Raw genomic sequence first — 12,265 nt, forward strand, 5'->3', positions numbered from 1 at the left:
TGTCCTTTTTCGTTTCTTGGCTACTTGAACATTTTATTATTCCTTCGTTTCAATTGCTTCCTTTGCCACAAGGCGATCATCGAAGTCTAGTACATTATTGCCGATAATTTGGTATGTTTCATGACCTTTCCCTGCAATAATAACAACATCATCCTTCTTCGCTTGCTTAATAGCACGGAAAATTGCTTCTTTACGATCAATAATTGTTTCGTATCCTTTTTCCTCTTCCACACCAGCTTTCATATCTTCTAGAATAGCTGCTGGATTTTCACTACGAGGATTATCCGATGTAAAGATTGGGTATGTTGATAGTTGTGTTGCGATATCTGCCATCAACGGACGCTTCGTCTTATCACGGTCACCACCACATCCAACAATACAATATACATCGCCTTCCGCAAATTGATTTACTGTCTTTAAGACGTTCTCTAAACTATCTGGCGTATGTGCGTAGTCAACGATAACAGTAAAATCTTGTCCTGCATCAACCACTTCAAAGCGACCAGCGACACCTTTAATACATTTGATAGACTCAACAATTGATGCAAGTGAAATGCCTGATACTAAACAAGCTGCTGTTGCTGCTAACACGTTATATACGCTGAACTTACCAACTAATCTCATCGTTACATCGACAGATTCATTGTTTACTACTAGTGTGAACGTTGTACCGGCATTTGTCATGCGGATATTCGTTGCCATCACATCACTCTTCGTGTCAATACCGTATGTAACAACTGTTGCTTGCGTATACATCATATATTCCTTCGTCACAGCATCATCATTGTTTAAGACAGCAAACTTTGGACGCTCATGATTAAAGTGATTCCCTAACTGAGCAAACAACAAACCTTTTGCTTTCTTATATTCTTCCATCGTTCCGTGATAGTCTAAATGATCTTGTGTTAAGTTCGTGAAGACCGCTACATCATAATCACATCCATGCACACGACCTAAATGAAGTGCATGAGAAGAAACTTCCATAATTGCTGTTTCCACTTCTTTTTCCAACATGTAATGGAATGTCTTTTGAAGTGTAATTGCATCTGGTGTCGTATTCTTCGCTTGTTGTACTTCGTCACCAATTTTGATACCAACAGTCCCTATAACACCTGTTTTCTTCTTACAATCAGTCATCATTTGATCGATTAAGTGCGAAACAGATGTTTTGCCATTTGTTCCTGTGATTCCAATAAGATGTAACTGATGTGTTGGTTGTTCGTAGAATGCATCTGCTAACACCGCTAATGCTCTCGTTGTGTCTTTCACCTTTACAACCGGAACAGAAGCAGCTACGTCTTTTTCTACCACAATAGCTGCTGCCCCATTCTTAATTGCTTGCTCAATAAAATCATGTCCATCTACCGTAAATCCATCGATACAAATGAACAAACTTCCTTCTTTCACTTGGCGTGAATCTACCTCAATAGACGTAATATCTGGGTCTTCTACTGGAATGATTGGAAAATTGCGTAAAACCGCTACTAATGAATGTAATTTCATCGTCTTTTACCTCGCTACTTTCTACTATGTTTAGCTCGTTATTCATCACCTAAATAAATACGAATAGTGGAGCCTTCTTTTACTTTTTCACCAGCTTCTGGTGATTGCGTAATGACCTTATTTCCTTTTCCACTAACATCTAGTTTAAAGTGTTCTAACTGCTGATGCAATTGTTCAATTGTAAGTCCTTTTAAATCTGGTACTTCTTGCGGTGGTTGCTCTGGCCATGTCAGCTCTTTTTCAATGCCACCTTGACGCTTTTCAATACCTAGTGCTGGTAATGCATCCTTCATAATATTACCAACAATCGGAGCAGCTACTACACCACCGAACTGGGTAACTCCTTTTGGATGATCGATTGCTAAATACACAACAAGTTCAGGATCATCCATTGGCGCAATTCCCATAAACGATACGATATAGCTACCTTCCATATACCGTCCATCTTTTACTTTTTGAGCTGTTCCTGTCTTCCCACCAACTCGGTATCCTTCTACATACGCGCCTTTTCCACTTCCTCTTGCTACAACACTCTCTAGCGCCTGGCGTACCTGTTTGCTCGTTTCTTCTGAAATAACTTGTCGTTTCGAAACAGGTTGCTTTTCATCTACTATCTTCCCCGTTGTTGGATCTTGAACTGCTTTCACAATATATGGTTGATACAATGTACCACCATTCACCGCAGCTGCTACGGCCGCAACTTGTTGAATAGCTGTTACAGATACTCCTTGACCAAACGCCGTCGTTGCTTGCTCAAGTGGGCCAATCTTATTCGGATTAAACAAAATACCTGTACCTTCACCTTGAAGATCAATTCCTGTTTTCTTTCCAAATCCGAAGTCATAAATATATTGGAACAATTTCTCTTTCCCTAAACGATTTCCTAATTCGATAAATCCAGGGTTGCATGAGTTCTCCACTACTTCTAAAAACGTTTGATGACCGTGTCCTCCACGTTTCCAGCAATGGAGGGTTGTTCCCGCCACTTCTACACCGCCATCATCATTGAAGGTTTCTTTCAAAAGGTCAACTTTCCCTTCATTTAATGCTGCGGCTAACGTCATAATCTTAAAGGTTGAACCCGGCTCATATGTACTCCATACTGGGAGATTTCGATTATAAATGATTGGATCGACTTGTTTGTAATTTGCGGGATCAAACGTGGGACGACTTGACATACCTAGTATTTCACCAGTTTTCGGATTCATTGCAACCGCAACAATATTATCTGGGTTATACTGTGCAACAGCATTATTTAATTCTCGCTCTAAAACTGTTTGCACACGTGTGTCAGTAGCCAATATTAAATCATATCCATTACGAGGCTTTGTATAGTCATCTGCCATATCGGGCATTTTCTGATTTTTCGCATCAACGAAAAACTTTACATGTCCCTCTTCCCCTTTTAACAAAGCATCATACGACAATTCCAAACCATTTAAACCTTGGTTATCAATACCAGCAAACCCTAACACATGGGACAAATAACTACCAAATGGATAATACCGCTTGGAATCTTCTGCGATATGTACACCTTTTAGATCCAAACTACGGATTTCTTTTGCTTTTTCATGGGAAATCTTTCTTCCTTCTGGATTAAGACTTTCTAGATAAGAATTTTTCACAAGATGCCTATATATTTTATCGCTAGGTACTTCCAATATTTTCGCTAATTTATCTGCTACTTCTTGCTTATTTTCAATTTGCCTCGGTACAACGTAAATAGTTGGAGCACTTTCATTCTTTGCTAATTCCACACCATTACGGTCTAAAATCCTACCACGCTCTGGCTGAAAAGGAACGTTACGACTCCACGAATCTTTTGCCTTCGTAGTCAATGAATCTCCTAAGAAGAATTGAACATACCCTAGGCGAAAATCGATCACAAAGAATACTAGAATACCTGTAATTAATACGAACATCAACCTCTTACGTACGGTCACATTTGATACCCTCATATATAGGAACCTCCTTCATCTCGGTTCAAATATATGCTTGTACCTTCATGATTAGAACATACGAAAGCTTGTATCGTCAAGACCTAGACAACAAAAAAGGGGGATTATCCCCCTTGGTTCGGCGATGCAAACTGCGCCTCTAAAATACTATCTTGCGCAATAACTTCACCTGCTGCAATGCTTTGTTGAACAACATAACCGGTACCTTTTATATTCAGCTTAATACCTAGTAATTGGCATAGCTTCATTACGTCGTTAATAGACCAGCCAACTAAGTCAGGCATTGTAACCTCACCATTTGTGAGCAATAATACTCTGTTATTCGCAATAACCTTCTCTTCTGCTTTTGGACTTTGATCTCCAACTGAATCACCATTACCTAATGTAACTACTTTCAGTCCTTTATCCGTCAATTGTTTTTGTGCTTCTTCTACACTTAAATCACTTACATTCGGGACAGTTACACTATGATCATCTACAAGCTTATCAATCTTGTTCTCTACTGGCTTTATATTCTTGTATTGTAATGCACCTGTTGTAATATGCTTGAAAATTTCAGATACTGGTTGAGCTTCATATTCGTCACCTTCCAGACTCGGCTGAACAACGTTTACATATACAAGGATCTCTGGTTCATCTGTCGGTACCATTCCAATGAATGACAACAAGTAATTACCATGACCTACCATATATTTCCCTGTATTAGGATTAACAATTTGGGCTGTCCCTGTTTTTCCAGCAATCGAATAACCTTCCATGGCATACATACGTCCCGTACCGTGCTTCGCTGTCACAACCGTTTCCATTATCTCGCGTGTTTCTTTTGCTGCTTCCTTCGAAATCGGTGTACCAACTTCAGTCGGTTTGTGTTCTTCGATAATTTCATGCGTATCTGGGTTTTCAATTTTCTCAATGATATATGGCTTCATCATCTTCCCATCATTCGCAATCGCCGTTGCTCCTTGGATCATCTGAATAGGAGTAACGGTTGAACCTTGACCAAATAACGTTGTCACTCGCTCAATTTCACTATTAAAATTAAGTTTACCAGATGCTTCCCCTGGTAAATCAATACCTGTTGGCTTAAAGAGGCCGAAACGATCGTAATAATCTTTCATGAGATCTGGACCGATAACTTTTTCTCCTAAATGCGCCATTGCTACGTTAGAAGAACGTTGGAATCCTTCATTATACGTAATGAATCCCCAACCGTTTCCATTATTATGGTCTCCAATAGTGCCTCCTTGAGTAGCGTATTTACCAGATTGGAACGTTGCATCCCCATTATATTTGCCACTATCAATTGCAGCAGCTAACGGGAATATTTTCATCGTTGAACCTGCTTCGATTTGAGCTGCAATAGGATGATTCACGTAATCCGTAATATTTCGTAAGTTCGGATCGAAACTAGGTCTATTACTCATCCCTAATATCTTACCTGTCTTCGGATCTACTACAATAGCCGTCATGCTCTTTGGCTTGTACTTTTTCTCCGCTTCCGTCAGCGCTTCTTCTACTAAATGTTGAATACGAGAATCAATTGTTAAATACACATCATTCCCATTCTTTGGTGGGGTGATATCTTTTTGAACAGATGGTAAAATAACACCTTCTCTGTCGGTCTTATACGCTACTTTTCCATCTTCTTTGCGAAGAAATTCTTCAAGGCTCTTCTCCAGTCCCATTTGACCAACTACTTCTCCTGCTTGTGGACCTTCTTCTATCTTCGCTGTATATCCAATACTATGGGAAGCGAATTGGCCTTCTGGATAATAACGTTTTATTCCTTCTCGTAAGAAAATCCCCGGAAGCTTCAGCGCTTCAATTTCATTCTTCTTCGCAAACGAAAGCTCGCGACCCTTCTTGCCAAACTCTACTTGTTTCGCATCTTTGTTTAATTGCTCCAAAATGTCTGTTTCACTCATTCCGAGAATCGGCGCTAGTTTCGTCGCAGTCATTTTCTTATCTACAACATGACGTGGTTCCTTCGAATTCTTCGAGTATTCATTCGTTAACACTGCATATAAATCATACGCAGGGACATCTTCTGCAATCGTCACCTTATCACTGGAATAAATAGTTCCGCGTATACCAGGTAACGTTCCTTTTCGCTGATGTAACCCTTCTTCATCTACATATGCTTGGACATCGGTGCCTTTTGCTGTTCCCGTTATTTGAATATACAAAAATGTTGCAATCATAATGAAAAAGAGCAGTGCAAATATCATATGCAATAATCCTGCTCCTTTGTTCATGTATGGGCTTTTTCTAAACATATTCCCTCACACTCGCCTTACTATTCAAGATTTTTAATGTTATTCGGATCTAGCTTTAATCCTTTTTCTTTCGCTTTCTTAATAACATCCTCAGATCTTGTTAATGCTTCTACTTCCATTTTTAATTCTTTATTTACTTTTTCTTGATTTTTCACTTCTGCTTCAATATTCGTGAGTTCACCATTCACTTTATACAACTCGTATTTGTTAGAGATAAAGAATGTACTAGCAACTACACTCCCCACTATTAGTAAACCAAAAAGAAATTTCTCTCCTAGCGTGATTCGTATCGCTCGCGTAACTGTTTGTGTCGTGACTTGATGCTGTTTCTGCTGATTTTCCTGTATCTTTCTCGCTACATTCCCCACAGTTCACCTCTCCTCTCTACACATCATTGTTTTTCTGCGATTCGTAGCTTTGCAGAACGAGAACGATTATTTTCTCCTAACTCCTCTTCTGAAGGTAAGATTGGCTTTCTCGTAATAAGCTTCAACTTCGGCTTGAATTCATCTGGAATAATTGGAAGTCCTGGTGGCAATGGTGGTAACGTACTGTTCTTTTTAAATACTGATTTACAAATACGGTCTTCTAATGAATGGAACGTAATAACACTTACTCGACCACCTTGCTTTGTTACATCAATGGCTGCTTCAATCGCTTCTTCGAATACTTTCAACTCATCGTTTACTGCAATTCGAATCGCTTGGAATACACGCTTTGCCGGATGTCCGCCTGTTCTTCGTGCTGGTGCCGGAATACCTTCTTTAATTAATTCAACGAGTTCCGCCGTCGTTTCAATTGGACCTAATTCGCGTCTCGCTTCAATTTTTCTTGCAATTTGTTTCGAGAATTTCTCTTCCCCATATTGGAAGAAGATACGCACTAAGTCTTCATATCTCCATGTATTCACAACATCATATGCACTTAATGTTGCATCTTGATCCATACGCATATCAAGAGGTGCATCATTATGGTAACTAAATCCTCGCTCTGGTGTATCAAGTTGTGGAGAAGAAACTCCTAAATCAAATAAAACACCATCTACTTCATGCACACCGATTTCAGCTAATTTTTCTTTTAAGTATCGGAAGTTACTTTTTATAATTGTAAATTGTCCTTCATATTGCGCTAACTTTTCCTTCGCATGTGCGATAGCCATGTCGTCTTGGTCAAATGCAATTAGCCTACCTTTTGAGGAAAGCTGTGATAATAAATAAGAGCTATGTCCAGCTCCACCTAATGTACAATCGACATACACGCCATCTGGATTAATATTTAATCCATCTACTGTTTCACGTAATAATACTGTTATATGTTTAAACATTGTTGCACCTACTTCATCTTAATCAATTTTCTCTATTTTTCGATAAAATCCGCATTTTCATTCTCTTCAACTTTACCATAAACACAGGGGCAATACTACCCGCCTTTCCTAATTATTCTCGGCAAAACAAAGAAAATCCTGCATACTCCTATGCAGAATTATGAACACATCGCTATTTATCTGTATATGCTGAAAATTCCTTCCTAAAAAACACATCTTCCTTCCTAGTCCTCCTCAAAATATGCAGGAGGAACACAGGAAAGAAATGCTATATAAGCATTACTTCTTTTTATATTTCTAATACTTTCTGCTTATGATTCCATTCTAATGATACTGTTACAAGTTGATCAATAAAAGATACACCATATTTATTAAGATAATAGAAAATATTCCACACACGCTCTTGCGGTATTCCTAACGGCCAAATAGAACGGTCGATTTGGTCAAATTTTTTCATTTCCACATCGTGGCGTAGTAATATTTCTTTTTCAATTGTTCGTTGCAAGAATGCTACTTGTTCTGTGATTTTTTTGTAGTTCTTTTCCGCTAATCCCTCTAACGCTGGATTCACCGAAGTTGCCACTTCACGTAATTTCTCGTGGATAAGATTCAATTGGCTTTCGGCTTCTACAAATTCCGATTCTATATCATAAGACGATTGCTGTTGCAACCAACTTACACGAAATGGTTCTACACCACGTCGCAATACTTCCTCTAGCTCTAGACCAGTAGCTATCAATGCTTTTTGCACAGACGGCTCTATAATCGTAATCATTTGCCTTGGCATAATTGGTGGCATTTTCATCTTATGCGCCTCAAACACTTGCTTCAATTCTCCCCAATACGCTACTTCGCCGTGTCCAGCAACAAATGCTAGTGTTGGGAATAAATATTCTTGCATAAGCGGTCTCGTTACAACATTGTTACTAAGTAGATGTGGAGATTGTTCCGCTATACTCGATAACTGCGTATACGTAAATGTCATCTTTCCGTCTTTTGTTTGGAATAAATCTTCGCCTACTTTCTCCAACAAATGACGTTCCCCGTCCTGCTGAATAAATAGGTGCATGCTAGTATCTTTTGCCTGAATAATTGGTTGATACCCTTCCGTTATTAAGTGTTGCTGTTGCCTCACGAAGGCTTCCGCCACTTGTTCATGAGCATGCACCATCTTACTAAAATAAGGTGCTTCAATTTCCCTTAAGCCAGCATCACCTGAATCAATTAGTACTAATCCTTCTTTTTTGAAAAGACGGCATACAAGGTGCGCAAAGAAATCTACATATGTATGTGAATCTCGTACCGCTTCTTGTAACAACGCACGTACTTCCTTCGTATACATTGTTTCTCCGTAAGTCTTCACGACCTCATCAATCCACTTCCTACATTGCTCTTCGTTTAATACTGTCTCTGAAGCAATTGTTCTTTCTTCACGCTGATAGAAAATTTTCTTCTTAACATGACCACTAGCTTCTACATGTACATGGTTAATTTCTTGCAGGTCATGATCCTCCCCCGCAATCCAGAATACTGGAACAACGTCTACCCCTAGCTCTTGTTCATATTTCTTTGCAAGTTGAATGATAGACGTTATTTTGTGAATGCTATAAAGAGGACCTGTTAACAATCCAGCTTGTTGACCTCCAATTACTACATATGTATTATCATTTGCTAATTTGCGAATATTTTCTCTCGTTTTCTCTCCAATCGGGAATTGTGAATGGAATATAGATAAATAATCACTTAACTGACTTCTCGGAAATACTCTACCTTGTAAGTCATCGAAGCGCTTTTTCACGTACTCTTTCTCATGAATCGAATAGTCATAACAACATGACATATCTTTTGTATGATGAACATAATCATTAACCAATTTATTCGCAATCGGTAATGAGTACTCACTTATTTGCATCTTGAAAAACCTCTTTTCTCTTAACATCAGAATGAACATTCATTTGTCTTTCTAACCCTTTTATCGAATGATACATACACATCGTTACTGGTATAGAAATATTCTTATTTCCTGCTTCATTCACAATATATCCTAAAATAGCATCAATTTCTGTCTGGCGTCCATTGTCAATATCCCGTAACATCGATGAACGGTTCCTTTTTGTTTGTTCGCATATCATACAAATGTGTCGCCACTCTTCTTCTCTTTCGCCACTACCTATTACATCAAACACTTCATTAAATAACTGCTTCATCACAACATGGTAATCGACATTCAGAAGAAGTCCACCATTTTCAATATTATATAATGCAGTAAGTGGATTAATAACAGCATTAACCATTAATTTCTTTCCCATAATTTCTTTCCAACTATCCTCATACACGACTGGGAAGGATTCATGGGTATAATACGCTAAAGAAGATATATCTCCTTTTATTGTACCTAGTTTCATCATTCCAATCCCCGTATGTTCAACAGTTGTATCATCGTGTTTAAGAGCACCGTGTTCCACAATACCAACCCCAATATTTGTTTGCGGAAGACTTTCTATAAATGATACATGTCCCATCCCATTTTGCAAGAATACAATTGTTTCGCATCTCGCTTTCAACAAATACTCTTGGATATTCGATAAATGATATTGTTTCACCGCTACAAACAATATATCTACAAACTGCCCTAATCCTTCCTCTAACGAAACAGCATCTACAGAATAATGATGTATTTTCTTTTTCTTTATACATGTTAATCCTTTTTGACGCAATGCTTTTGCTTGCTGTTCTCGCCTTGTATAGAATGTAACCTCTATATCCTTTTCCTTTACATAAGCGCCCACTAGCATCCCTATTGCTCCTGCACCAATAATCCCTATTCGCATCTGTCCTACCTCATTTCTTTTCCCATTGTAGCAAATCAACCAAACTCTTGCATCATCAAGAAACATAATCAATCCTCAAAACATTAACATTCTTTTCTTAAAGAAAATAAGTTATAATAATAATGTGACTATTCTAAATAATGTGGAGGGTGATAGTATGTTCACTCCAAAAGTGGAGCGCTTATTAATCAATTATAAAACGTTAGAAGAATTTAAGAACTTTAATGGCAACGGCGTTCAAGAATTATGTATGTATGAAGATTTACGTGCTAATTTAATCGATAATGATAGTGAATCTCCTTTTTACGGTATTTTTTTCGGAGACTCATTAATTGCCCGTATGAGCTTGTATGAGATTAATACTCCTCTCTCTACGACTTTGATGTCATACCATACACACGTAGAGCTTTACAAATTAGAAGTGCTTTCGGACTTTCATCGCAAAGGACTTGGATCAACTCTTGTCCAATTCGCAAAAAAATTAAATATGCCTATTAAAGCTATTTCACGAGCAAAATCAGATGAATTTTGGCTAAAACAAGGATTCTCAAAAGTAGAAGGGGAAGACGAATTTTACGTATGGACACCACCTCTATACACAGGGGAAGACAGAGATTCTGCAACAAATTTTGAATTAACATAGTACCAACGAAAAGAGGATGATTACACACATCCTCTTTATTCTATATGACAAAAAAAAGATAGCTACATGAAGTAGCTACCTTACTTCTCTACTTTTTCTAGTGCACCTTTGTTCCTCGAAGTACGCACACCTACATCATAAGACATCACATTCCGCTTCTTATCTACGTACTCAAAGAAAGCAACATACTCCTCTTCCAACTTCATTAACCTGTCTGTTAATTCATCTTTCTCTTGACGCAACCTCTCGTTCTCTTCTTGCAAGTGCTGAAATTGTTGCTGTCCGTATTCTCCTCTTCTAACAGACTGTAATATCTCTATCGCATGCTCTAAAACACTTTCACGCGAGCCACCTTGTTGTATACTGCTCTGTTCCTCTTGCCTAGTTAATTGCTTCGGTACATATTCCATCTTCTGCCCAATTTCTTTCCGGTGTTGCTTCGCTTCCTCGATATTCGCTTTATGCAATTTTCTAACATATGAATTCCATCTAAATCCACAAGCCGCGGCTGTACGTGAAAGATTACGTCCTACCTCTTTAAATGCTGAAAGCTGCGTTCCCCCTTCTCTAATATGCCTTAATACAACTTCGGCCAACAATAAATCTTCATCTTCCGTCCATGCATCTTGACGTGTTGTTGCCAATTCTATCCCTCCTCTAATAGAAAAGCGCTAACGCTAAACATTTGTTAAACAAATTGGTATCTACTATCACAGATTGGTATTCACAAAACACTAGTTTACTTCTCTACAAACATATGCATGGAAAAAGAACGATAGAAGCAACATTTTCAGAAAGTAAAACGTGAATCAATCGACACTTTCCTCCTATTTTTCATACACCTATATCTAAAAAAACACAAAAAAAAAGAAAGTAGCGATGCTACTTTCTTTTTTATTAGTTGCTTACTACTTCTTTGCCTTTGTAAGTACCGCATTCTTTACATACACGGTGAGAAAGTTTCATTTCTCCACAGTTAGGGCAAGCTACCATGCCTGGTACAGAAAGCTTGAAGTGAGTACGACGTTTTCTTTTTGCAGTTTTAGAAGTTCTTCTAAATGGTACAGCCATTATTAACACCTCCTTAAAAGAGTGTAGTTTCATATGAAGGCCGGATAAGCCGGATACTTCGCATTAATCCTTTTTGTCAAAGAATTTCGCAAGACCTGCTAGACGTGGATCAACTTTCTCCGTCTTCTCCACTTCTTCGATTACTTGCCAATCTTGACCTTTACTTGGCGCGCTTGGCGCATCCTCCGCTACATCTTCAGCGAAGACTTGCATCGGAATCTCTACAAGTATGTTCTCTTCCAAAATTGGAAGTAAATCAAGGGTATCTCCTTCAAGCGCATGGAAGTCTCCATCGCCATCTAACCAATCTTCATCCAATAAGAATGTTTCAGTTGTTTGAATATCAAACGGAAGTGTAACTTCTACTAACGTACGTGAACACGGTAATACCAATGATCCCGTTACGTGTAGATGGAAAACAATTTGTGAAGAGCTGAAATCAACTCGTGCTTGTACATGTACAGGTGAGACACTAATAATTTCTTTATTAATCTCTTTCAAACCTGCCATATCAATTGTTTCATCCAACGTTAATCCCTTGTGTTTTAATTTTTGTAATTGATGGATTGACCATTTCATGTATATCACCCCTTAAGGCAACAAAGAAAATTATAGCTTTGTCAGTTCTGTTTGTCAATATTTTTTCTTTACAGTATAAT

Annotated in this window: 11 protein-coding genes; 1 reads left to right on the plus strand and 10 read right to left on the minus strand. The window is 38.3% G+C overall.

The genetic code is table 11. The features are described 5' to 3' along the window. Positions 1–36: 36 nt before the first annotated feature. From IEV41_RS07680 to IEV41_RS07710, 7 genes are all read right to left on the minus strand, one after another. Positions 37–1,503: a UDP-N-acetylmuramoyl-L-alanyl-D-glutamate--2,6-diaminopimelate ligase gene (locus tag IEV41_RS07680; RefSeq protein ID WP_188387806.1), complete on the minus strand. Its 1,467-nt coding sequence runs from the start codon at positions 1,501–1,503 to the stop codon at positions 37–39. A gap of 38 nt (positions 1,504–1,541) precedes the next feature. After that, positions 1,542–3,461 (minus strand): stage V sporulation protein D, encoded by a 1,920-nt coding sequence (locus IEV41_RS07685; RefSeq protein WP_188387807.1) that lies wholly within the window; start codon positions 3,459–3,461, stop codon positions 1,542–1,544. A 104-nt stretch (positions 3,462–3,565) separates the two neighbouring features. Then, positions 3,566–5,737, minus strand: a complete 2,172-nt coding sequence (locus IEV41_RS07690) for a penicillin-binding protein (protein ID WP_229722171.1) — start codon at positions 5,735–5,737, stop codon at positions 3,566–3,568. A gap of 20 nt (positions 5,738–5,757) precedes the next feature. After that, on the minus strand, positions 5,758–6,105 hold the full coding sequence (ftsL, locus tag IEV41_RS07695; protein ID WP_188387809.1) for a cell division protein FtsL: 348 nt from the start codon (positions 6,103–6,105) through the stop codon (positions 5,758–5,760). 23 nt (positions 6,106–6,128) lie between these two features. Then, on the minus strand, positions 6,129–7,061 hold the full coding sequence (gene rsmH / locus IEV41_RS07700) for a 16S rRNA (cytosine(1402)-N(4))-methyltransferase RsmH (RefSeq protein ID WP_188387810.1): 933 nt from the start codon (positions 7,059–7,061) through the stop codon (positions 6,129–6,131). 289 nt (positions 7,062–7,350) lie between these two features. Next, a complete protein-coding gene (gene bshC / locus IEV41_RS07705) occupies positions 7,351–8,973 on the minus strand; it encodes a bacillithiol biosynthesis cysteine-adding enzyme BshC (protein WP_188387811.1) in 1,623 nt (540 codons plus the stop codon). Further along, positions 8,960–9,892, minus strand: coding sequence for a 2-dehydropantoate 2-reductase (locus IEV41_RS07710; RefSeq protein ID WP_188387812.1), 933 nt, complete (start codon positions 9,890–9,892; stop codon positions 8,960–8,962). The genes bshC and IEV41_RS07710 overlap by 14 nt, the downstream gene beginning before the upstream one ends. A 157-nt stretch (positions 9,893–10,049) precedes the next feature. Here IEV41_RS07710 and IEV41_RS07715 point away from each other — a divergent pair, with 157 nt between their 5' ends. Next, positions 10,050–10,535, plus strand: coding sequence for an N-acetyltransferase (locus IEV41_RS07715; RefSeq protein ID WP_188387813.1), 486 nt, complete (start codon positions 10,050–10,052; stop codon positions 10,533–10,535). A gap of 80 nt (positions 10,536–10,615) precedes the next feature. Here IEV41_RS07715 and IEV41_RS07720 read toward each other — a convergent pair whose 3' ends face one another. From IEV41_RS07720 to IEV41_RS07730, 3 genes are all read right to left on the minus strand, one after another. After that, positions 10,616–11,179 (minus strand): RsfA family transcriptional regulator, encoded by a 564-nt coding sequence (locus IEV41_RS07720; RefSeq protein WP_188387814.1) that lies wholly within the window; start codon positions 11,177–11,179, stop codon positions 10,616–10,618. A gap of 253 nt (positions 11,180–11,432) precedes the next feature. After that, on the minus strand, positions 11,433–11,606 hold the full coding sequence (gene rpmF / locus IEV41_RS07725; protein ID WP_188387815.1) for a 50S ribosomal protein L32: 174 nt from the start codon (positions 11,604–11,606) through the stop codon (positions 11,433–11,435). Between the two features lie 63 nt (positions 11,607–11,669). Beyond that, positions 11,670–12,185 carry a YceD family protein gene (locus IEV41_RS07730; protein WP_188387816.1) on the minus strand — a complete coding sequence of 172 codons (516 nt, stop codon included), beginning with the start codon at positions 12,183–12,185 and terminating at the stop codon, positions 11,670–11,672. Positions 12,186–12,265 lie beyond the last annotated feature (80 nt).

Origin of the sequence: Priestia taiwanensis (genome assembly GCF_014638355.1) — a bacterium.
GTDB lineage: Bacteria > Bacillota > Bacilli > Bacillales > Bacillaceae_G > Priestia_D > Priestia_D taiwanensis.

Excerpts from the sequence above, each read along its gene's own strand:
- IEV41_RS07680 (WP_188387806.1), bottom strand. The coding sequence starts at position 1,503 with ATGAAATTACATTCATTAGTAGCGGTTTTACGCAATTTTCCAATCATT.
- IEV41_RS07685 (WP_188387807.1), bottom strand. The coding sequence starts at position 3,461 with ATGAGGGTATCAAATGTGACCGTACGTAAGAGGTTGATGTTCGTATTA.
- IEV41_RS07690 (WP_229722171.1), bottom strand. The coding sequence starts at position 5,737 with ATGTTTAGAAAAAGCCCATACATGAACAAAGGAGCAGGATTATTGCAT.
- rsmH (WP_188387810.1), bottom strand. The coding sequence starts at position 7,061 with ATGTTTAAACATATAACAGTATTATTACGTGAAACAGTAGATGGATTA.
- bshC (WP_188387811.1), bottom strand. The coding sequence starts at position 8,973 with ATGCAAATAAGTGAGTACTCATTACCGATTGCGAATAAATTGGTTAAT.
- IEV41_RS07710 (WP_188387812.1), bottom strand. The coding sequence starts at position 9,892 with ATGCGAATAGGGATTATTGGTGCAGGAGCAATAGGGATGCTAGTGGGC.
- IEV41_RS07715 (WP_188387813.1), top strand. The coding sequence starts at position 10,050 with ATGTTCACTCCAAAAGTGGAGCGCTTATTAATCAATTATAAAACGTTA.
- rpmF (WP_188387815.1), bottom strand. The coding sequence starts at position 11,606 with ATGGCTGTACCATTTAGAAGAACTTCTAAAACTGCAAAAAGAAAACGT.
- IEV41_RS07730 (WP_188387816.1), bottom strand. The coding sequence starts at position 12,185 with ATGAAATGGTCAATCCATCAATTACAAAAATTAAAACACAAGGGATTA.